The sequence below is a fragment of the Shinella yambaruensis genome (genome assembly GCF_022899355.1).
Lineage (GTDB): Bacteria > Pseudomonadota > Alphaproteobacteria > Rhizobiales > Rhizobiaceae > Shinella > Shinella yambaruensis.
In genome coordinates this window covers 1-19,776 of record NZ_JALJCK010000017.1, presented here as the reverse complement: position 1 = coordinate 19,776, position 19,776 = coordinate 1, and the positions used below count along the sequence as shown (strand labels likewise).

Annotated in this window: 22 protein-coding genes; 6 read left to right on the top strand and 16 right to left on the bottom strand. The window is 65.0% G+C overall.

Translation table 11 applies throughout. The features are described from left to right. Positions 1-165 precede the first annotated feature (165 nt). Positions 166-2,055: an MFS transporter gene (locus tag MUU56_RS28860; RefSeq protein ID WP_244770730.1), complete on the top strand. Its 1,890-nt coding sequence runs from the start codon at positions 166-168 to the stop codon at positions 2,053-2,055. A 57-nt stretch (positions 2,056-2,112) separates the two neighbouring features. Here the strand turns inward: MUU56_RS28860 and MUU56_RS28855 are convergent, their stop codons facing one another. The 5 genes from MUU56_RS28855 to MUU56_RS28835 form a co-directional block, all read right to left on the bottom strand. Continuing rightward, positions 2,113-2,811 carry a phosphatase PAP2 family protein gene (locus MUU56_RS28855; protein ID WP_244770729.1) on the bottom strand — a complete coding sequence of 233 codons (699 nt, stop codon included), beginning with the start codon at positions 2,809-2,811 and terminating at the stop codon, positions 2,113-2,115. 121 nt (positions 2,812-2,932) lie between these two features. Then, complete coding sequence (leuB, locus tag MUU56_RS28850; RefSeq protein WP_244770728.1) at positions 2,933-4,042, bottom strand: 3-isopropylmalate dehydrogenase; 1,110 nt, start codon at positions 4,040-4,042, stop codon at positions 2,933-2,935. Positions 4,043-4,251: 209 nt separating this feature from the next. Beyond that, complete coding sequence (locus MUU56_RS28845) at positions 4,252-4,632, bottom strand: RidA family protein (RefSeq protein WP_244770727.1); 381 nt, start codon at positions 4,630-4,632, stop codon at positions 4,252-4,254. Between the two features lie 5 nt (positions 4,633-4,637). Next, positions 4,638-5,243, bottom strand: a complete 606-nt coding sequence (leuD, locus tag MUU56_RS28840; RefSeq protein WP_244770726.1) for a 3-isopropylmalate dehydratase small subunit — start codon at positions 5,241-5,243, stop codon at positions 4,638-4,640. A 159-nt stretch (positions 5,244-5,402) separates the two neighbouring features. After that, on the bottom strand, positions 5,403-5,651 hold the full coding sequence (locus MUU56_RS28835) for a hypothetical protein (RefSeq protein WP_398432876.1): 249 nt from the start codon (positions 5,649-5,651) through the stop codon (positions 5,403-5,405). Between the two features lie 162 nt (positions 5,652-5,813). Between MUU56_RS28835 and MUU56_RS28830 the strand changes: the two genes are divergently transcribed. Both MUU56_RS28830 and MUU56_RS28825 read left to right on the top strand, forming a co-directional pair. Continuing rightward, positions 5,814-6,725 carry an HpcH/HpaI aldolase/citrate lyase family protein gene (locus MUU56_RS28830; RefSeq protein ID WP_244770725.1) on the top strand — a complete coding sequence of 304 codons (912 nt, stop codon included), beginning with the start codon at positions 5,814-5,816 and terminating at the stop codon, positions 6,723-6,725. Further along, on the top strand, positions 6,722-6,928 hold the full coding sequence (locus tag MUU56_RS28825; RefSeq protein ID WP_244770724.1) for a DUF1737 domain-containing protein: 207 nt from the start codon (positions 6,722-6,724) through the stop codon (positions 6,926-6,928). The genes MUU56_RS28830 and MUU56_RS28825 overlap by 4 nt, the downstream gene beginning before the upstream one ends. A gap of 127 nt (positions 6,929-7,055) precedes the next feature. Here MUU56_RS28825 and MUU56_RS28820 read toward each other — a convergent pair whose 3' ends face one another. Further along, complete coding sequence (locus MUU56_RS28820) at positions 7,056-7,490, bottom strand: metallopeptidase family protein (RefSeq protein ID WP_244770723.1); 435 nt, start codon at positions 7,488-7,490, stop codon at positions 7,056-7,058. Positions 7,491-7,859: 369 nt separating this feature from the next. On the opposite strand from MUU56_RS28820, the gene MUU56_RS28815 reads away from it, so the two are divergent. Next, complete coding sequence (locus tag MUU56_RS28815; RefSeq protein ID WP_244770722.1) at positions 7,860-8,171, top strand: (2Fe-2S)-binding protein; 312 nt, start codon at positions 7,860-7,862, stop codon at positions 8,169-8,171. After that, entirely contained in the window at positions 8,137-8,622 is a 486-nt protein-coding gene (gene bfr / locus MUU56_RS28810) for a bacterioferritin (RefSeq protein ID WP_244770721.1), read from the top strand. Before MUU56_RS28815 ends, bfr begins: the two co-directional genes overlap by 35 nt. Positions 8,623-8,683: 61 nt before the next feature. Here bfr and MUU56_RS28805 read toward each other — a convergent pair whose 3' ends face one another. The 10 genes from MUU56_RS28805 to obgE form a co-directional block, all read right to left on the bottom strand. Continuing rightward, entirely contained in the window at positions 8,684-9,211 is a 528-nt protein-coding gene (locus MUU56_RS28805; protein ID WP_244770720.1) for an RNA pyrophosphohydrolase, read from the bottom strand. 9 nt (positions 9,212-9,220) lie between these two features. Beyond that, positions 9,221-10,423 (bottom strand): divergent polysaccharide deacetylase family protein, encoded by a 1,203-nt coding sequence (locus MUU56_RS28800; protein ID WP_244770719.1) that lies wholly within the window; start codon positions 10,421-10,423, stop codon positions 9,221-9,223. Positions 10,424-10,609: 186 nt separating this feature from the next. Continuing rightward, on the bottom strand, positions 10,610-11,932 hold the full coding sequence (locus MUU56_RS28795) for a S41 family peptidase (RefSeq protein WP_244770718.1): 1,323 nt from the start codon (positions 11,930-11,932) through the stop codon (positions 10,610-10,612). Next, the gene (locus MUU56_RS28790) at positions 11,922-13,352 is read right to left on the bottom strand and encodes a murein hydrolase activator EnvC family protein (RefSeq protein ID WP_398432916.1); all 1,431 of its coding nucleotides are present in this window, start codon (positions 13,350-13,352) and stop codon (positions 11,922-11,924) included. The genes MUU56_RS28795 and MUU56_RS28790 overlap by 11 nt, the downstream gene beginning before the upstream one ends. Positions 13,353-13,491: 139 nt before the next feature. Next, positions 13,492-13,974: a 23S rRNA (pseudouridine(1915)-N(3))-methyltransferase RlmH gene (gene rlmH / locus MUU56_RS28785; RefSeq protein WP_244770716.1), complete on the bottom strand. Its 483-nt coding sequence runs from the start codon at positions 13,972-13,974 to the stop codon at positions 13,492-13,494. 79 nt (positions 13,975-14,053) lie between these two features. After that, positions 14,054-14,527: a ribosome silencing factor gene (gene rsfS / locus MUU56_RS28780; protein ID WP_398432870.1), complete on the bottom strand. Its 474-nt coding sequence runs from the start codon at positions 14,525-14,527 to the stop codon at positions 14,054-14,056. Positions 14,528-14,567: 40 nt separating this feature from the next. Further along, positions 14,568-15,176, bottom strand: a complete 609-nt coding sequence (locus MUU56_RS28775; RefSeq protein WP_244770816.1) for a nicotinate-nucleotide adenylyltransferase — start codon at positions 15,174-15,176, stop codon at positions 14,568-14,570. Between the two features lie 37 nt (positions 15,177-15,213). Then, positions 15,214-16,491, bottom strand: coding sequence for a glutamate-5-semialdehyde dehydrogenase (locus tag MUU56_RS28770; RefSeq protein WP_244770715.1), 1,278 nt, complete (start codon positions 16,489-16,491; stop codon positions 15,214-15,216). Next, the gene (proB, locus tag MUU56_RS28765; RefSeq protein WP_244770714.1) at positions 16,484-17,656 is read right to left on the bottom strand and encodes a glutamate 5-kinase; all 1,173 of its coding nucleotides are present in this window, start codon (positions 17,654-17,656) and stop codon (positions 16,484-16,486) included. The genes MUU56_RS28770 and proB overlap by 8 nt, the downstream gene beginning before the upstream one ends. A gap of 1 nt (position 17,657) precedes the next feature. Then, on the bottom strand, positions 17,658-18,668 hold the full coding sequence (gene obgE, locus MUU56_RS28760; RefSeq protein WP_244770713.1) for a GTPase ObgE: 1,011 nt from the start codon (positions 18,666-18,668) through the stop codon (positions 17,658-17,660). Positions 18,669-18,747: 79 nt separating this feature from the next. On the opposite strand from obgE, the gene MUU56_RS28755 reads away from it, so the two are divergent. Further along, entirely contained in the window at positions 18,748-19,608 is an 861-nt protein-coding gene (locus MUU56_RS28755; RefSeq protein ID WP_244770712.1) for an endonuclease/exonuclease/phosphatase family protein, read from the top strand. Positions 19,609-19,776 lie beyond the last annotated feature (168 nt).

Sequence of the window (19,776 nt, the reverse complement as noted above, 5' to 3'; positions counted from 1 at the left end):
TCGACTTAAGTCTTACGCCGAAAGTCATAAGCCCAAAGCAGCGCTGATGCGGCAAGGCGTTTTCTGCCATCCTTTCATCAGGCGCACCCCGTCCGGCGTTTTTAGGGAGAAACTCCGGACTGTCATGGGCTGCCCCGATACGCCGTTTTCGTGGAGGACAATGAAATGGCAAATGTTTCGACGGTGGGCAACGCCAAGGCCGCGCCCATGACGGGCGAGCAGAAGAAGGTGATCTTCGCCTCTTCGCTCGGCACCGTTTTCGAATGGTACGACTTCTATCTTTACGGCTCGCTGGCGATCTATATCGGCGCCACCTTCTTCAGCCAGTATCCCGAGACGACGCGCAACATCTTCGCGCTGCTCGCCTTCGCCGCCGGCTTCCTTGTGCGTCCGTTCGGCGCGCTGGTGTTCGGCCGCCTCGGCGACCTCGTCGGCCGCAAGTACACCTTCCTTATCACCATTCTCATCATGGGCGTCTCGACCTTCGTCGTGGGCCTCCTGCCCGGTGCCGCCACCATCGGCATCGCCGCGCCGATCATCCTGATCATCCTGCGCATGCTGCAGGGTCTGGCGCTCGGCGGGGAATATGGCGGTGCCGCGACCTACGTGGCCGAGCACGCTCCGGACGGCAGACGCGGTTACTTCACCTCGTGGATCCAGACGACGGCGACGCTCGGCCTGTTCCTGTCGCTGATCGTCATCCTCGCGGTGCAGTTCATCGTCGGCAAGGAAGCCTTCGCCGAATGGGGCTGGCGCATTCCGTTCCTGCTGTCGGTCGTGCTCCTCGGCGTTTCCGTCTGGATCCGTCTGAAGATGAACGAATCGCCGGCCTTCGCGAAGATGAAGGAAGAAGGCAAGGGCTCCAAGGCACCGCTGACGGAAGCCTTCGGTCAGTGGCGCAACGCCAAGATCGCGCTGCTCGCGCTCTTCGGCGCCGTCGTCGGCCAGGCCGTCGTCTGGTATTCCGGCCAGTTCTATGCGCTCTTCTTCCTGACGGGCGTTCTCAAGGTCGAGAGCCAGTCGGCCAACATCATGGTCGCCTGCTCGCTGCTCATCGGTACCGGCTTCTTCGTCTTCTTCGGCTGGCTGTCGGACAAGATCGGCCGCAAGCCGATCATCATGGCCGGCCTGGTGCTCGCCATGCTGACCTACTTCCCGCTGTTCAAGGCCCTGACCTGGGCCGGCAACCCGGCGCTGGCAACGGCGCAGGACACGATCCGCGCAACGGTCACCGCTGCTCCGGGCGACTGCAAGTTCCAGTTCAACCCGACCGGCACGGCGAAGTTCACCACCTCGTGCGACATCGCGACGTCGTTCCTGACCCGCAACTCGGTGCCCTATGACGTCGTCACCACGGCGGCTGCCGGCACGGCCGCAACGGTCCAGATCGGCGACAAGACGATCTCGAGCTACGATGCCATCGCTTCGGCCGACCAGGTCAAGACGCTCGACGCGGCCTTCCAGAAGGAAACCAACCTGGCCCTTCAGGCGAACGGTTATCCGCTGGTCCGCGGTGCGGTCAAGGTCCCGGAGTCCAAGCTGGATGCCTTCGTCGCAGGCAACCCGGAACTCGCCCTCGATGCCGCCGCCATCCGCGCCGGCGAGAAGGCGACCATGCCGGCTGTCGACCTCGTCACGGCCAAGCTGCTGACGGCCGAGGAAGCCGCCGGGGTCACCGACATGGCGGTCTACACGATCGACAAGGGCGGTGCCTTCACCATGGTGGCAGACCCGGCGCGCGTGAACTGGATCACGATCATCGCCGTGCTGACCGTGCTCGTGATCTACGTCACGATGGTCTACGGCCCGATTGCCGCGCTCCTGGTCGAGCTCTTCCCGACCCGCATCCGCTACACCGGCATGTCGCTGCCCTACCATATCGGCAACGGCTGGTTCGGCGGCCTGCTTCCGGCGACGGCCTTCGCGATGAGCGCGGCCCAGGGCGATATCTACTACGGCCTCTGGTACCCAATCGTCTTCGCCGGCATCACGCTGGTCATCGGCCTTCTCTTCCTGCCGGAAACGAAGGACCGCGACATCCACGCCATGGATTGATCTCCCCCTTCCGATAGTTCATGGCGACCCGGCTCGTGGCGACACGGGCCGGGTTCTTTATTGGCCCTTGGGCGGCAGCAGGGATTTCGGCAGCGGCCAGCCGCGCGCATCGAAGCGGAAGAGCCATTCCCTGCCGGCGAAGAAGAAAGCCGTGGCGATGGCGGCCCACAGGCCGAGCAGAAGGCCGGCGGCGACGTCGCTCGGATAGTGCGCCCCGACGATGACGCGGGAGATGCCGATCGCCAGCGCCCCGAGCAGGAACAACGGGCGCAGCCGCGGCGCCAGCATCGAAAAGGCCCCGAAGAACGACCCGGCCGCCGCCGAATGCCCGGAGGGAAAGCTGGCATAGAGATTGTCATAGGCAAAGGGCGTCAGGCTGTAGGCACCCAGTTCGGCGAAGAGTTCAGGGCGCGCCCGGCCGACGATCAGCTTGAAGAGGTGCACGAGGGCGCTCGTCGCGCCGATGGTCAGGAAGAAGTAGAGCGACAGCCGCCGGGCGGTACGCGCCCGGCCGGCGAGCGTTTCGTTGCGGCTTACCCGACGCACGATATAGGCGAGGATCACGATGAAGCCGGAGCCGTAGATCATCCAGGCGAAAGTGCCGAAATCGGTGATGCGCGCGTTGAAGGTCACGATCGCGTCGGGAAGGCCCTGCGCGCGCTGCGACAGCATGGGATCGAGGGGAACGAGGGCCACGACGAGAATGGCGGTGGCGGCGAGGATCCAGAGCGAGGAGGTCGCGAGCGATCGGTTCATGAGCATACCCTGATAACGGCGTTGCTTCCATGTGTTGGCGAGCGCCGGCATTTCAAGGGAGGCAAACGAAAAAGGCTCCACGCGCGATCGCGCCGGGAGCCTTCTCGCGATGACGTCAGGTTCAGGCCGAAAGCTTCCTGAACGCGGCGAGGATGGCGTCGCCCATTTCGGCGGTGCCGACCTTGCGGCAGCCTTCGGCCATGATGTCGCCGGTGCGGATGCCGCTGTCGAGCACCTCGGCGATCGCCTTCTCCAGGTTGTCGGCGTCCGCGACCATGTTGAACGAGTAACGCAGGCACATGGCAAAGGAGGCGATCATGGCGATCGGGTTGGCGATTCCCTTGCCGGCAATGTCCGGCGCCGAGCCGTGCACGGGCTCGTAGAGCGCCTTGCGCTGCCCCTTGGCATCGGGCGCGCCGAGCGAGGCGGACGGCAGCATGCCGAGCGAGCCGGTCAGCATGGCCGCGACGTCGGAGAGCATGTCGCCGAAGAGGTTGTCCGTCACGATGACGTCGAACTGCTTCGGCGCGCGCACGAGCTGCATGCCGCCGGCATCGGCGAGCATGTGCTCGAGCTGGACGTCGGAATAGCTGCGCTTGTGCGTTTCCGTCACCACCTGGTTCCAGAGCACGCCGGACTTCATGACGTTGCGCTTCTCCATGGAGCAGACGCGGTTCTGGCGGGTGCGCGCCAGTTCGAAGGCAACGCCGGCGATGCGTTCGATCTCGTAGGTGTCGTAGACCTGCGTGTCGATGCCGCGCTTCTGGCCGTTGCCGAGGTCGATGATCTCCTTCGGTTCGCCGAAATAGACGCCGCCCGTCAGTTCGCGCACGATGAGGATGTCAAGGCCTTCGACGAGTTCGGGCTTCAGCGAGGAGGCGCTGGCGAGCGCCGGATAGCAGATGGCCGGGCGCAGGTTCGCGAACAGCTTCAGGTCCTTGCGCAGGCGCAGGAGGCCGGCCTCCGGGCGTACCTCATAGGGCACGGCATCCCATTTCGGGCCGCCGACGGCGCCGAACAGCACCGCGTCGGCCGCCAGCGCCTTCTTCATGTCGCCTTCCGAGATCGCCGCGCCATGCGCGTCGTAGGCCGAGCCGCCGACGAGGCCTTCGTCGGTCTCAAAGCCCGCGCCGCGTTCGGCGTTCATATAGGCGATGATCTTGCGGACTTCCGCCATGGCTTCCGGGCCGATGCCGTCGCCGGGCAGAAGGAGGAGGGTGCGCGCTGTCATGGGATTGTCCTTGATGTCACGGAATGGTCGCGCGCTTCTTAGCGCAACTTCCGTTCAAGGAAAATCGTCGAAAAGAAAGAATTTTGCGCGAGGCGTTGCGCCTTTCGGCTAAGCGCGTCGCGATCTTCCAGGTTTGTTCCCGCGCTTTAGGTCTTTGATTTTTCGCATGTCGTATCGCAAAACCGCTGCACACTTTTGCGCGGCATGTTTCAGTTCGCGCGCAGCGCCGTGACTTCGATCTCGATGAGCATTTCCGGCCGGATAAGGCCGCAGACGATCATGGTCGCGGCGGGGCGGATCGTTCCGAAGGTCTCGCCGAGGATCGGGAAGACGCGGTTGGCGAAGGCGGCGTCGGTCACGTAATAGTGGCAGCGCACGACGTCGGCGAAAGAAAAGCCGGCGTCCTGCAGAACCTTGCCGATGGTGGCGAGTGCGTTGCGCGTCTGGTCCTCGACGCTTTCGGGCATGGTCATCGTGGCGTAGTCGTAGCCGGTCGTGCCCGACACGAAGCACCAGTTGCCCTCCACGACGGCGCGCGAATAGCCCGCCGTCGCTTCAAAGGGGGAGCCGGACGAGATCAGCCGGCGCATGCTCTTCACGCCCAGGGGCGCGAGGTCGCGGTCTGCTTCTCGAAACTGTCGATCGAGGCCGCCTTCTCCAGCGTCAGGCCGATGTCGTCGAGGCCGTTCAGCAGGCAATGGCGGCGGAAGGCGTCGATCTCGAACGTGATGCGGCCGCCGTCGGGGCCGGTGATCTCCTGGGTCTCCAGGTCGACGGTCAGGATGGCGTTGGAACCGCGGCTGGCGTCGTCCATCAGTTTGTCGAGGTCGTCCTGGCTGACGACGATCGGCAGGATGCCGTTCTTGAAACAGTTGTTGTAGAAGATGTCGGCGAAGCTGGTGGAGATGACGCAGCGGATGCCGAAATCGAGCAGCGCCCAAGGCGCATGCTCACGCGAGGAGCCGCAGCCGAAATTGTCGCCGGCAACGAGGATCGTGGCGTTCTGGTAAGCCGGCTTGTTCAGCACGAAGTCCGGATTGACGCTGCCGTCCTCGTTATAGCGTGCTTCGGCGAAGAGGCCCTTGCCGAGGCCGGTGCGCTTGATCGTCTTGAGGTAGTCCTTCGGAATGATCATGTCCGTGTCGATGTTGACGACGGGAAGCGGCGCGGCGACGCCGGTCAGCTTGACGAACTTTTCCATGCGAAGAACCCTCGAAATGCAGTGATGTCGGTTGATGCAAGCGTTTAGATGAGTTTTCCCCGGATTTGAAGGAGAATCTTCGCAAAAGCCGGGTGTCAAACGCAAATGCCGGGCGCGGAAAAAGCGCCCGGTGCATCCCCTTGGGGAGCAAAACCTCTTTTAAAGGTCGATGATCGTGCCGCGGCCGTCGTTCCAGATGCGCGGTTCGCGCTCGCCGGGCGCCCGGCGGTCGTTGCGCGCGCTGGCGCGGACCGGAGCCGGCTGAAGCTTGGCGGCAAGCATGGAGCCGAGCATCAGCACGGCGACGATGCCGGCGATGGCAAGGCCCACGGAGGCGGCGAACAGGAAGGTCGCGCCTGCGACAAGCATGGTGAAGACGGTAAAGACGATGGAGCGGATGCGCTGCATTTTGATTTGCCCTTTCTCTGAAAGGCAATGTGGGGAGCGATTTTGTCCATTGCAAGGCCGAAAGGGCCGGATTTGCCGCCGCTGCGGCGTCCCGCGGCGTCGTGGAGGACGCGCGGCGCCGCAGCGCTTGCCGGCCGCGGCAAAGCGCGGCAAAAAGGACGGATGAACAGGACACCGCACCATCACCCGCTTCGCCTGCGCCGCTCGGTGCTCAGCGTTCCCGCCGTCAATGCCCGGGCGCTCGCCAAGTCCGCCCTGCTCGATTGCGACGCGATCATCTTCGATCTCGAGGATTCCGTTCTGCCAGAGAAGAAGGCGGAAGCCCGCGCGGCCCTCATCCGTCATTTCAAGACGCTCGACCGTTCCCCCGGCCGCGAGCATGTCATCCGGATCAACCCGCTCGAGGGGCCGGACGGTGCGCTCGATCTCGAAGCGGTGCTCGAGTGCATGCCCGATGCGGTTCTCCTGCCGAAGGTCTGCGAGCCGCAGGATGTGCTGGCCGTCGCAGACTGGCTTTCCGAGGCGGGGGCCGATGACGGCCCGCGCCTCTGGGCGATGATCGAGACGGCGGCGTGCCTCCTCAACCTTCCCGCCATCGCCGAGACGGGCCGCACGCATGGCGGCCGGCTCGATTGCTTTGTCGTCGGCCTCAACGACCTGCGCAAGGAAACCGGCATCGCCGATATTCCCGGGCGCCCTTTCCTCGTGCCGCTGCTGCTCCAGGTCGTCGTGGCGGCGCGGGCCTGCGGCCTCGACGTCATCGACAGCGTCTTCAACGATTTCTCCGACGACGAGAACCTTCAGGCGGAATGCCGGCAGGGCCGGCAGATGGGCTTTGACGGCAAGATGCTGATCCATCCTGCGCAGATCGCCGCCGCCAACGACGTCTTCGGCGTCACGGAGGCGGAGGCCGCCGAAGCGCTCGCCATCGTCGCGGCCTTCGCGGCGCCGGAAAATGCGGGCAAGGCGGTGGTGAGCCTCGCCGGCCGCATGGTCGAAAAGCTGCATGCCGACCAGGCCCGGCGCCTCATCGCCAAGGCCGACCTGATCAACGAGAGAAAGAAGAAAGCATGAAAGTCTACCGCTTCCTCACCGGCCCCGACGACGCCTCGTTCTGCCACAAGGTGACGCTGGCGCTGAACAAGGGCTGGGCGTTGCACGGCTCGCCGACCTATGCCTACAACGGCGAAACCAAGCTGATGCAATGCGGCCAGGCGGTGGTGAAGGACGTTCCGGGCAAGGACTACACGCCGGATATCAAGCTTTCCGAGCAGTAGGCGGGAGACCATGCTCCCGTGCGCCCTGTGCCGCCGACACTTCGGCCTCGCGCACCTTCGCCATCCTCGGGGTTAACCCGAGGACAGACCATGACGAGAGAGACGGTTGTGGTTCGGTGATGGCGGCTCAGCCCGCCGCGATCTCCGCGCTCGCCTCGATGCGTTCCATGTCGTCGTCCGACAGGCCGAAATGGTGGCCGATCTCGTGGATGAGGACATGGGTGATGATGTCGCCCAGCGTCTCCTCGTTCTCGGCCCAGTAGTCGAGGATCGGGCGACGGTAGAGGGTGATGCGGTTCGGCATCTCGCCGGTCTCGACGGTGAAGCGCTCGGTGATGCCGCGACCCTCGAAGAGGCCCAACAGGTCGAAGGGCGTTTCCAGCGCCATGTCCTCGAAAACGTCGTCGCTCGGGAACTCGGCGATCTCGATGATGAGGTTGCCCGTCAGCGCACGGAACTCCTCCGGCAGGTGGCCGTAGGCCTCCAGCGCCAGGGATTCGAACGTGCTGATGGTCGGGGCATGGCGCGTGCGCCAATCATCGGTCTGGTCAATGCGGGCCATGGGCTCTCCTTTGCCCGTCATATAGACGATTTCCAGCGTTTTTCGAGGGTCGAATTTGCATGGCCTGCCTGCGCAGGGCGGGACGATTCGGATGCTAAGCCCATTCCCGACCGAAACGGGCGCGGGCGCAAAATCGTTGGCCACAGGCGTTTTGCAACAAAATGTGATCGGTCAGTTTGCCGCAGGTGGCGGTGCCTTTCGTGCCTGGCGGGAAGCCGTAACCTTCTGAAAAGACGACATTTTAAATCAAGATTAGAATGACTCTAAATTTATGAGTCAACAAGGCTGACCTGTTCATTCTTGACAACGAAGGTCGTCTTTTGCTTAATCCCGGAAACTCAGTACTTTGCGTATGGCAGGCAAGACGAAATGCTGGTTTGCAGCTGCAACTTCATCACCGATAAGGAAATTGTCGACGTGATCAACAGCCTCCTCGACGAGGACTGTTGGCAGCTCATCGTGCCTGCAAAAGTCTACCATGCGATGCAAAAACGGGGCCGCTGCTGCGGCTGTTTCCCGAACGTCGTGGACATCATCATCCGCACGACCGAGCAGTACCACGCCCGCCGCGACTCGACGGACGCCGAGATATTTGATTTCATGATCCGCCTCAAACAATTCCATGAGGAAAACAGGAGAGCGGACCTTGAAAGGCGACAAAAAAGTCATCGAGCAGCTTAACGAAGCGCTCTATCTCGAACTCGGTGCCGTCAACCAGTACTGGCTTCACTACCGTCTGCTGGAAGACTGGGGTTACACGCTTCTTGCCAAGAAGGAGCGCGCCGAGTCGATCGAAGAGATGCAGCACGCCGACAAGCTCGTCGCCCGCATCATCTTTCTCGAAGGCCACCCGAACCTCCAGACCGTCGCGCCGCTTCGCATCGGCCAGAACGTCAAGGAAGTGCTGGAGGCCGACCTTGCCGGCGAGTACGATGCCCGCACGGCCTACAAGAAATCGCGCGACATCTGTCATGACGCCGGTGACTACGTCACCATGAAGCTGTTCGAGGAGCTGCTGATCGACGAGGAAGGCCATATCGACTTTCTCGAAACCCAGCTGGAACTGCTCGACAAGCTCGGCGAGGAAAAGTACGGCCAGCTCAACGCGGCGCCGGCGAACGAAGCCGAGTAAGGCGCAGCCATACGCCCGATACAGAAACCCCGGTCCTGCGGCCGGGGTTTTCGTTTGCGCTTCAGGGCGCCAGATATGCGAAGGTCGCGACGACCTCTTCGTAGACCCTGCGCTTGAACGGCACGATGAGATCCGGCAGGTCGCGCATCGGTTTCCATTCCCAGGCGTCGAACTCCGCCTCGTGGCCGCCCGGCGGCGGGTTGATGGCGATCTCGTCCTCCGCGCCTTCGAAGCGGAAGGCATACCAGCGCTGCGTCTGGCCGCGATACCTGCCCTTGAGGCCGATGCCGATCAAATGGGCCGGCAGGTCGTAATTGATCCAGCGGCCGGCATCGGCAAGCAACGACACATTCCTGATGCCGGTTTCCTCGTAGAGTTCGCGATAGGCCGCTGCCAGCGGATCCTCGTCCTTGTCGATGCCGCCCTGCGGCATCTGCCAGAGCTGCGGCGAACCGTCATATTCGGAATTGCCGACGGCCAGCCGCCGGCCAGCCCAGACCTTGTTCTCGGCATTCAGCACCATGATGCCGACACAGGGGCGGTACGGCAGGTCCTCGGCCCGAACCACCCTGTCCTTTTCCTTGCCCATCGAAAATTCCTATTGTTTGGCGGGAACCGCTGCGAGCGACGCGACGCCGACGATCTCGATGCCGCGGCCGCCTGCTTCCTCGCACCATTCGCGGATCGCGTCCACACTTTCATCGAAGGCCGATGCCATGCCGATCGCCGTGCCGTTGCGCCGGGCGATGCGCTCCAGCTCGTCGAGCTTCTTCAGGATCGCCTCGCGCGACAGGTCGCCGTCGAGCTGGAGGTCGGCAAAGGCGTGCGGCGCCTCGACGGCGCCGGCAAGGGTGCCGGACAGCGACTGTGCCGAGCTGCCGTCGTCGAGGAAGAGGAGGCCACGGCTCGAAATGTCGCGGATGACCGGCTCCAGCGCGTCGGCATCGGACAGGAAGCGGCCGCCCATGAAATTCACGATGCCGGTATAGTTGGTGATCTGCGCCATGGCGCGGTGCAGTTCCGCAAGATTGCCGGCCTCGCCGAGATCGGTGCGCAGCGTATAGGGCCCGGGGTCGTTCTGCGGGTAGTCGAAGGGCTCGAGCGGCATCTGCAGCAGGATCTCGTGGCCGCCGCGGCGGGCCTCCTGCATCCAGCGCTGCAGGCTGTTGCCGCTTGCGGCGAAGGCGAGCGTCACCTCGCCCGGCAGTTCGCGGATGGCGCGCTGCGTGCCCGTCTGGCTGAGACCGAGCCCGCCGACCACGATGGCGATGCGCGTGCCGCGCGCGCCGGACCACGGCCTTGCATATTGATCCATCGGGCGCGTGCCGTCGAGGCCGATGATCGGGATCTTGCCGTCGGAGGTTTCCTCCAGCAGGTCCTCGTTCGGGAAGGCGGCGGAGCGCGCGTCCTGGCCGATACGGTTCGTCTCGATGATGAGCGGGCCGGTGCCGGTGCGCGTGCCGGGCGTATAGGTGCGCACGACATTGCCGTCGTCGGTCAGCGTTTCCTGGACGCGGGCGCCGGAAAGGCCGTTCGCCCGGCGCACGCCGTCCCTCGCCGCAACGGCCTTCTGGTCGGCTCCGGTTCCGGCGGTCGCCTGCGCGGCGGTTTCTTCTGCCGGCGGGGTGTAAGGCGTGGTGCCGAGGCCGCTCGGGGCGGTTGCGGTCCAGCCGGAAAAGCCGATGAGGCCGATGGCGGCAAGCGTGAACAGGATCGTGCCGGCGGAGAATCGCGGCGGCCCCGCCGGTCGGGGCCTTGCCTTGCGGTCCTGGCCGAGAGGTGCGTGAATGTCTGTGCCCAAGGTCAGTCCGCGTCGGCCGCTAGAGCATTTCCAGCCGAAGCGGCAGCGCTTCGGCGTCGGAGAATGCGGTAAAAACAAGACTCTAGGGCATGTCGCGCAAAAGCAGTGGCTGTTTTGCGATCACGACATGCGTCTGGTGCATGAAGAAATCCGGGCCCGTGCGGTCACGGGCCCGGAGGAGGCGGGTTACTTGTTCAGCTCGGCCTTTTCCGGATTGGCCGGGAAGGCCTTGTCGGTCTTCTGGCCGCGCAGCAGTTCCAGCGCATATTGAAGCTGGAGGTCGTCCTTGGCTTCCGGCGGCACATAGGCGGAGGAGCCGGAGCCGGCCTCCGTCTCGCTCTGGCCCTGGATGTGACCGCGTAGGTTCGATTCGCCGGCGGATTCCAGCTTGCCCTGCAATTCGGGCGGCAGCGGCTGCTCGACCGTGATGTCCGGCGTGATGCCGGTGCCCTGGATCGACTTGCCAGATGGCGTGTAATAGAGCGCCGTCGTCAGGCGCAACGCGCCGGCATCGCCCATCGGGATGATGGTCTGGACGGAGCCCTTGCCGAAGGAGCGCGTGCCGAGCACGGTGGCGCGGCGCAGGTCCTGCAGCGCGCCGGCGACGATTTCCGATGCCGATGCCGAGCCGCCATTGACCATGACGATGACCGGCTTGCCGTCGGTGATGTCGCCCGGCGTCGCGTTGAAGCGGCGGGTCTCGTCCTCGTTGCGGCCGCGGGTCGAAACGACCTCGCCGCGCTCCAGGAAGGCGTCGGAGACGTTGATCGCCTGGTCGAGCAGGCCGCCCGGGTTGAGGCGGAGGTCGAGCACGTAGCCCTTCAGCTTGTCGGCCGGAACCTCTTCCTTGATCTTGGTGATCGCGGCTTCCAGGTCGTCATAGGTCTTCTCCGTGAAGGAGATGACGCGCAGATAGCCGACATCGTTCTCGACACGGGACTTGACGGCCTTCACGGCGATGATGTCGCGCATGATGGTCAGCTCGATCGGCTTTTCGGCGCCCTTGCGGATCAGCGTCAGCTTGATCGGCGTGTTGACCGCGCCGCGCATCTTCTCGACCGCTTCCTCAAGCTTCAGGCCGCGCACGTCCTGGCCGTCGATCTTGGAAATGAAGTCGCCGGCAAGAACGCCCGCGCGGGCGGCCGGCGTGTCGTCGATCGGCGTGATGACCTTGACGAGCTCGTCCTCCATCGTGACCTCGATGCCGAGGCCACCGAATTCGCCGCGCGTCTGGGTGCGCATGTCCTCGGCGTCCTTGGCATTCATGTAGGAGGAATGCGGGTCGAGCGAGGTGAGCATGCCGTTGATGGCATTCTCGATGAGCTGGTCTTCCTTGGGCGGCGTCACGTATTGCGCGCGCACGCGCTCGAAGACGTCGCCGAAGATGGAAAGCTCGCGATAGGTCGACGAGCCGGCGGCTTCGGCCGGCAGCGTGGCCGTGTTGATGACGCTCATCGCCGTGGCACCCATGAGTGCACCGACGAGAACAAGAGAAGCCCTACGTATCATTGCGTGCCTTTCCAGAATTTTTTGCGGACCACCACGGCCGGGAATCAACCGGTTTTCCGTTCTTTCGGAATTCAATGTAAAGTGTCGGCTTGTCCGTTTCCAGCGTCAAAGCGTTGACACTCGCCACCCTTTTTTCACCCATCACGGCGAGCGGTTCTCCCGCCACGACGAATTGACCCTCCCGCACGCTCACCCGATCCATGCCGGCGAGCACCAGATGGTAGCCCTCCCCGGCGTTCAGGATGATCATGCGCCCATAACTGCGGAACGTGCCGGCAAAGACGATCCATCCATCGGCGGGGGCCGTGACGAGCGCGCCCGGATTGGCCGCCAGCGTCAGCCCCTGCGAATCATGGCCGGTGCCGTCCGCTTCGCCGAATTGGCGCAGAACGTCGCCGGCCACGGGAAAGTCCAGTTTTGCCTGCAGTTCGGAGAATTCATATGCCGGAGCAATGCGGTTTTTGTCGGGCACGCCGTCGCGGGCGAGCGCCCTCGCCTTCTCCCGTTCGGCCGCGCTCTGGTTCCGGCGTTCCTCCTCCTTGGCGCGGGCGAGCGCGGCGGCGTCGCGCACCGAGCCGATGTCGCGCTCCAGGCTGCCGATCAGGCCCTCGAGGCTGGTCGCGCGGGCGGCGAGCTCCTCGGCGCGGCGGCGTTCGGCGGCCAGCGTGCGGCTGTTGGTCTGCGCCAGCGCCTCGTTCTGGGCGACAAGCAGTTCGGAGCGCTTCTCCTCTTCGATGCGCAGCTGCATGGCATCGGTCAGTTCCGTGCGCTCGCGGTCGATATCGCTCTTGATGTCCATCAACGCCGTCAGGTCGTCGACGAGCTCTTCCGTCTCCTTGCGGATGCCCGGGACGACCGCGCCGAGGAGAATGGCGCTCCTGACCGAAGACAGGGCATCCTCGGGGTTGACGAGCAGGGCAGGCGGCGGATTTCGCCCCATGCGCTGGAGCGCGGCGAGAACCTCCGCCAGGAGGCCGCGGCGCTCGTGCAGCGAGGCGCGAACGCCCGCCTCCCGCTCGCGCATGCCCTCCAGCCGCTTTTCGCCGGCGAGGATCTTTTCCTCCATGCTCTTGCGCATGGCGGCCGACTTGACGATTTCCTCGCGCAGGGTCTGGCGGGTCTTCTCCAGCTTGGCGATCTCGGCTTCGAGCTCTTTCGTCTTCTCTTCGGAAACCGTGAGCGACCGGGACAATGTTTCCAGCTCGCGGCGCGTGCTGTCGCGGCGCAGCGTCAGGGCGGCGGCCGGATCGGGCTCGGCCTTGGGCAGCGATCCCGTCTTTTCCTGCGCGACGCCAGTCTCGTTCGGCTCGGCGGCGATGGGGTGGGGCAGAAAAGCCAGCACCAGGGCAGCACAAAGCCAAGCCGACCGCAGCAGGCGGCCGACGCCTTCCCCCCGATTGGCTGTATGGGCTTTCCTCATCGCTTTCCGAACGTCCGTTCTTCCCGCTCTATGCTGATTTGGCGCTTTCGCCAAGAATGTCACTTGGTCAACAAACCGCGCCGAAAATACGGCTGCGCCCATCCTGCGCCTTCAGCCTTGCGCGGCGGTGACGCTTGCGTCAGCTGCGGTGATAGGGATGGCCGGAGAGGATGGTGACGGCGCGATAGAGCTGTTCGGCGATGAGGATGCGCACGAGCTGGTGCGGCCAGGTCATCTTGCCGAGGCAGAGCGTGGCGTCGGCGCGCGCGTAGAGGGCGGGATCGAGCCCGTCGGCGCCGCCGACGGCGATCATCAGCTCGCGCTTGCCGGCATCGCGAAACCCGCCGATGAGATCGGCAAAGGCGGGGGAGTCGAGCGCCTTGCCGCGCTCGTCGAGCAGGATCAGCACGGCGCCGTCGGGCAGCGCCTTCTGCAGCATGGCCGCTTCCTCGCGCTTGCGCGTCTCGGCATTGCCGGCGCGGCTTTCGCCGACCTCGGCAAGCTTGCCGAGCTCGAGGCCGATCGCGGGGCCGGCCTTGGCGAAACGCTCCATGTAGCGGGCCGCAAGATCCTTCTCAGGGCCGGCCTTCAGCCGTCCAACCGCAAAAAGTCCAACCCGCATCGCCGCAAGCCCTGTCCGTTCGGGTGACGCCTAAGCCGCGCCACCGTTTTTCCTCGCCGGACAGGCGCCCGGCGTCATTTCAATGGACGGTGCCGTCCTCGATCTCGGGAGCTGCCCACATCCGTTCGATGTTGTAGAACTCCCGGACTTCCGGCCGGAACACGTGAACGATGATATCGCCCGTGTCGATCAGCACCCAGTCACCCGCCTCCAGGCCCTCGACGCGGGCATTGCCCAGGCCTTCGTCCTTGAGATCGGAGATGAGATGGTCGGCAATCGCCATGACATGACGGTTCGAGCGTCCGGACACGACCACCATGTAGTCGCCCAGCGCCGATTTGCCGGCAATGTTGATGGTGACGATATCTTCTGCCTTCGAGTCCTCGAGGCTTGCGAGGACCAGTTGAAGGGCACGGTCGGCGGCATCGTCGCCCCTTCCCGCGCTCTTGGAGAAAACGCCGATGACGTTTCCCTTCGCGTGCACTGTTGTCAGGTTCGTTCCTTTCTGTGTAACAGGACAAGCACGTCTTGTGCCGGCGTGTCGGGCCGGCACCTACCAAATGTAGGCATCAAAGGTTACCACTTTCAAGACGTCACTTCTGAGGGATGGTTTTCTCTAGCGCCGCCTGGCTGCGCAGCGCCGTGGAGCTGAGCGGCGAGCGGGGGCCGTGGATGAAGGTCCAGGCCGGCGCCCGGCGGCGGGCAAGCGACATCGCATCCTCCTCGTCGATGCGCGCATAGTCGAAGGTCTTGGCCATGCGCGAGGAGAGGTAGGCGAGCGTCGAGCCCGGCCGGTCGATGACGGCGATGGGGAAGGTGCAGGCGATCTTCTGCCAGTTCTGCCAGCGGTGGAAGGTGCCGAGATTGTCGGCGCCCATGATCCAGACGAAGTGGACGCCGCGGTTGAGCGCCTGCACGCGCTGGAGTGTCCTTGCCGTATAGCTCTGGCCGAGCCGCTTCTCGAAGGCCGTCACCTTGACGCGCGGGCCGGGGGCGATGTCCTCGCTGAGCCGGATGCGCTCGCTGAGCGGAGCGAGTTCGCGGTGGTTCTTCAAGGGGTTGCCGGGCGTCACCATCCACCAGAGCTGGTCGAGGCCGAGGCGGCGCAGGGCGATTTCCGCGACCAGCGCATGGCCCTCGTGCGGCGGGTTGAACGAGCCGCCGAACAGGCCGATCGCCATGCCCTTTTCCGCATGCGGCATTCTCAGGTAGCGCTCTGCAACCGCGTCCGACGTCACCTTAGGGCCGCACCTGTCCGGTGCCGCGCACGCGGTATTTGAAGGAGGTGAGCTGCTCGACGCCGACGGGGCCGCGCGCATGCATCTTGCCCGTCGCGATGCCGATCTCGCCGCCCATGCCGAACTCGCCGCCATCGGCGAACTGGGTGGAGGCGTTGTGCAGCAGGATCGCCGAATCGATCTCCGTGAAGAAGCGCTCGACGACCGCGGGATCCTCGGCGACCACGGCTTCCGTATGGGCGGAGGACCAGCGGTTGATATGCTCGATCGCGCCGGAGATGCCGTCGACGAGCGTGACGGAGATGATGGCGTCGAGATATTCGGTCGACCAGTCCGCCTCCGTCGCGGCGACAAGGTTTTCGATGCGGGCGCGGATCTCGCCCGTCGCACGCACCTCGCAGCCGGCGGCGCGCAGGCCTTCAAGAAGCGGCGCGAGATGCGTGTCGGCCGCGGCGCGGTCGATCAGCAGCGTCTCCGCCGCGCCGCAGATGCCCGTGCGGCGCATCTTCGCGTTGACGACGATCGTCTTTGCCATGTCGAGATCGGCGGATTTGTCGACGTAGATGTGGCACAGGCCTTCGAGATGGGCGAAGACCGGCACGCGCGCCTCGCTCTGCACGCGCGCGACGAGGCTTTTTCCCCCGCGCGGCACGATGACGTCGATCGTGCCGCCGAGACCGGACAGCATGGCGCCGACGGCGGCACGGTCCGTGACGGGCACGTACTGGATGGCGTGTTCCGGCAGGCCGGCGGCCTTGAGGCCGGCGACGAGGCAGGAATGGATCGCCTGCGATGAATTCACGCTGTCCGAGCCGCCGCGCAGGATCACCGCATTGCCGGCCTTGAGGCACAGCGCCCCGGCATCCGCCGTCACGTTCGGCCGGCTTTCATAGATGACGCCGATGACGCCGAGCGGCGTGCGCACGCGCTCGATATGCAGGCCGTTCGGCCGGTCCCATTCGGCGATGACGTCGCCGACCGGGTCCTTCAGGCCGGCAATGTCGCGGATCGCGCCCGCGATGCCCTCGATGCGCTCGGCCGTCAGCGTCAGCCGGTCGATGAAGGAAGCGGCGACGCCGCTTTCCCGGGCATTGGCAAGGTCGACGGCATTGGCGGCGAGGATGGCATCGCGGCCGGCAAGGATTTCCGTGGCCATCGCGTCGAGCGCGCGGTTCTTCGCATCGGCGGTGGCGATGGCGAGCGGCCGCGCCGCGGCGCGGGCATTGCAGCCGATCTCGGCCATCAGGCTGTCGATATCGGTCCTGACCTGGTCAAGCATGGCTGACGTCCTTTTTCGCCTCGGCGGCGAGCGGCGCGGAAAGGCCGGTCACCACGAGGTCATCCCTGTGCACCATGGCGGCGCGGCCGGCATAACCGAGAATGGTGGCGATCTCCGCCGATTTCTTGCCGATGATCATACGGGCCTCGTCCGCGTCGTAGCCGGCAAGCCCGCGGGCGATCTCGCGCCCGTTCGTGCCGTAGATCGAGACCGTGTCGCCGCGCGAGAACGTGCCCCAGACGCCGCGCACGCCGGCGGGCAGCAGGCTCTTGCCCGAGGTCAGCGCCGTTTCCGCGCCGGCGTCGATCTCCAGCCGGCCGGCCGGCTGCAGCTGCCCGGCGATCCAGGTCTTGCGCGCCGTCACCGGCGAGCCCGAGGGCGCGAACCAGGAGGAGCGCGCGCCTTGCTCGACGGCGCGCAGCGGGTGGTCGACCTTGCCGGAGGCGATGATCATGGCGCAGCCCGCGCCCGTCGCGATCTTGCCGGCATCGATCTTGGTGCGCATGCCGCCGCGCGACAGTTCCGAGGCCGCGCCGCCGGCCATGGCCTCGATCTCGGGCGTGATCGCCGCGATGGTTTCGAGGAACCGCGCCTCCGGGTCGAGATGCGGCGGGGCCGTGTAGAGCCCGTCGATATCGGAGAGTAGGACGAGCAGGTCGGCGCCGGTCATGGTGGCGACGCGCGCGGCGAGCCGGTCGTTGTCGCCGTAGCGGATTTCCGTCGTCGCGACCGTGTCGTTCTCGTTGATGATGGGGACGGCGCCGAGTTTCAGGAGCTGGTTGATCGTGGCGCGGGCGTTGAGGTAGCGACGCCGTTCCTCTGTGTCGCCGAGCGTCAGGAGGATCTGGCCGGCGACGATGCCGTCGGTCGAGAGGCTTTCCGACCAGGCGCGGGCCAGCGCGATCTGGCCGACGGCGGCGGCGGCCTGGCTCTCCTCCAGCTTCAGGGCGCCCGAGGGCACCTTCAGCACGGAGCGGCCGAGCGCGATGGCGCCGGAGGAGACGACGAGCACCTCCGTGCCGCCGGCGCGCAGCGCCGCGATATCCCTGCACATGGCGTCGAGCCAGGCCTTTTTCAGGCCGCTCGCGCGATCGACGAGCAGGGCCGAGCCGATCTTGATCACAATCCGGCGGTATTTTCCGAGCGGTTTGCGGTGCTTCGTCATCTCAGTCGTCGGATCCGGAGTTCTTCGCCTCAACGATGATGTCGCGCAGCGCCCTGAGCGTGCCCGTCATGCCGACATTGGCGACGGCGGAAATCTGGAACGGCGTCTGCCCGCTCGCCTTCGCCAGCGCCTTGGTCTTCTTCTTCAGCTCGTCCTCGTCGAGCAGGTCGATCTGCGAGAGCGCGACGATCTCCGGCTTGTCGGTGATGCCGCCGCCATAGGCTTCCAGCTCGTGCTTCACCGTCTTGTAGGCCTTGGCGACGTCCTCTTCCTGTGCGGAGACGAGGTGCAGCAGCACGCGCGTGCGCTCGACATGGCCGAGGAACCGGTCGCCGAGCCCGATGCCGTCATGCGCGCCCTCGATGAGGCCGGGAATGTCGGCGAGGATGAACTCGCTGCCGTCGATCGTCGCGACGCCGAGATTGGGGTGCAGCGTGGTGAAGGGATAGTTGGCGATCTTCGGCCGGGCCCGCGTGCAGGTGGCGAGGAAGGTCGATTTCCCCGCATTGGGCAGGCCGACAAGGCCAGCATCGGCGATCAGCTTCAATCGGAGCCAGATGGTCTTCTCGTCGCCTTCCAGGCCCGGATTGGCCCAGTTCGGCGCCTGGTTGGTCGCCGACTTGAAATGCGCGTTGCCGAAGCCGCCATTGCCGCCCGCGGCCAGCTTGAAGCGCTGGCCTTCCGTCACCAGGTCGACGATCAGCGTCTCGTTGTCTTCCTCGAAGATCTGCGTGCCGACCGGCACCTTCAGCGTCACGCTGGCGCCGTTCGCGCCGGTGCGGTTGCGGCCCATGCCGTGCGTGCCGGTCGCGGCCTTGAAATGCTGCTGGTAGCGGAAGTCGATCAGCGTGTTGAGGCCGTTGACGGCCTCCACCCAGACATCGCCGCCGCGCCCGCCATCGCCGCCGTCGGGGCCGCCGAATTCGACGAATTTTTCACGGCGGAACGAGACAGCCCCTGCCCCGCCGTCACCGGACCGGATATAGACTTTTGCTTCGTCCAGGAACTTCATCGGCTCGCCGTTCGCTTTTCTCGTATTTTCATAGTGCCGTCTTCGATATAGCCGCTTCCGTGAGAGGTCAAAGACTATCGTGAAATTCGTCAGCTACAACGTCCAGTACGGCATCGGTCTCGACAACCGGTTCGATCTGCCGCGCATCGTCTCCAGCATTCACGGCGCCGATATCATCGCGCTGCAGGAAGTGACCCGCAATTTCAGCCGCAACGGCCATGTCGACATGGTCGCCGAGCTGCAGACGCTGCTTGCCAATCACTATTCCGTCTTCGGGGCGGCCTGCGATCTCGATGCGGGCTCGGCGATCGAACAGGGCCGCGTGGTCAACCGCCGCTTCCAGTTCGGCAACATGATCTTCTCGCGCTGGCCGATCCTGTCGACCCGCACCATGCTCCTGCCGCGCACGCGCACCCTCGACAAGCTGAACCTGCAGCGCGGCGCGACCGAGGCGGTGATCGCAACGCCCAGGGGGCCGCTCCGTGTCTATTCCGTGCATCTCGACCATGTGCACCGCGACGAGCGCATCGCGCAGATCCGGTATCTGAAGGACCGTGCCCGGCTCTACCCCGTCGAGGGCGGCGCGATTTCCGGCGGCCATGAATTCGACCTTGCCGAGCCGCCGGTGCCGGAGGACTACGTGCTGATGGGCGATTTCAACATGGTGCCGGAATCGCCGGAATATTGCGAGATGGTCGGCGGCGTGGATGCGCTCTACGGCCGCCAGATCCGCGCCACCCATCCGGTGGACGCGCTGGCCGGCCTCGGCAAGCGCCATGCCGCCAGCTACAGCTGGGTCGATCCGAAGAACCATGCCGAGCGCCTCTTCCTCGATTACTGCTTCCTCAGCCATGGCCTCGTGGAACGGCTGACGGACGCCTGGGTCGACGAGACCGCCTACGGCTCGGACCATATGCCGGTCTGGTTCGAGCTTTCGTGAGTGAAACGAGCCGAACACTCTAAAACCGTAAAACCCTCTCCTTCGTCATGGTCGGGCTTGACCCGACCATCCACCCCGCGGGGTGGGGACGTGGCAACTGTGTTCAAGCGAAGTTAGTTTTGTCGCGCTGCATTGCATTGAGGATCGTGATGAGCTTTCTTGCGACGG

Coding starts and splice junctions, on each gene's coding strand:
- MUU56_RS28860 (WP_244770730.1), top strand. CDS start 166: ATGGCAAATGTTTCGACGGTGGGCAACGCCAAGGCCGCGCCCATGACG.
- MUU56_RS28855 (WP_244770729.1), bottom strand. CDS start 2,811: ATGAACCGATCGCTCGCGACCTCCTCGCTCTGGATCCTCGCCGCCACC.
- leuB (WP_244770728.1), bottom strand. CDS start 4,042: ATGACAGCGCGCACCCTCCTCCTTCTGCCCGGCGACGGCATCGGCCCG.
- MUU56_RS28845 (WP_244770727.1), bottom strand. CDS start 4,632: ATGCGCCGGCTGATCTCGTCCGGCTCCCCCTTTGAAGCGACGGCGGGC.
- leuD (WP_244770726.1), bottom strand. CDS start 5,243: ATGGAAAAGTTCGTCAAGCTGACCGGCGTCGCCGCGCCGCTTCCCGTC.
- MUU56_RS28835 (WP_398432876.1), bottom strand. CDS start 5,651: ATGCAGCGCATCCGCTCCATCGTCTTTACCGTCTTCACCATGCTTGTC.
- MUU56_RS28830 (WP_244770725.1), top strand. CDS start 5,814: ATGAACAGGACACCGCACCATCACCCGCTTCGCCTGCGCCGCTCGGTG.
- MUU56_RS28825 (WP_244770724.1), top strand. CDS start 6,722: ATGAAAGTCTACCGCTTCCTCACCGGCCCCGACGACGCCTCGTTCTGC.
- MUU56_RS28820 (WP_244770723.1), bottom strand. CDS start 7,490: ATGGCCCGCATTGACCAGACCGATGATTGGCGCACGCGCCATGCCCCG.
- MUU56_RS28815 (WP_244770722.1), top strand. CDS start 7,860: ATGCTGGTTTGCAGCTGCAACTTCATCACCGATAAGGAAATTGTCGAC.
- MUU56_RS28805 (WP_244770720.1), bottom strand. CDS start 9,211: ATGGGCAAGGAAAAGGACAGGGTGGTTCGGGCCGAGGACCTGCCGTAC.
- MUU56_RS28795 (WP_244770718.1), bottom strand. CDS start 11,932: ATGATACGTAGGGCTTCTCTTGTTCTCGTCGGTGCACTCATGGGTGCC.
- MUU56_RS28790 (WP_398432916.1), bottom strand. CDS start 13,352: ATGAGGAAAGCCCATACAGCCAATCGGGGGGAAGGCGTCGGCCGCCTG.
- rlmH (WP_244770716.1), bottom strand. CDS start 13,974: ATGCGGGTTGGACTTTTTGCGGTTGGACGGCTGAAGGCCGGCCCTGAG.
- MUU56_RS28775 (WP_244770816.1), bottom strand. CDS start 15,176: ATGCCGCATGCGGAAAAGGGCATGGCGATCGGCCTGTTCGGCGGCTCG.
- MUU56_RS28770 (WP_244770715.1), bottom strand. CDS start 16,491: ATGCTTGACCAGGTCAGGACCGATATCGACAGCCTGATGGCCGAGATC.
- proB (WP_244770714.1), bottom strand. CDS start 17,656: ATGACGAAGCACCGCAAACCGCTCGGAAAATACCGCCGGATTGTGATC.
- obgE (WP_244770713.1), bottom strand. CDS start 18,668: ATGAAGTTCCTGGACGAAGCAAAAGTCTATATCCGGTCCGGTGACGGC.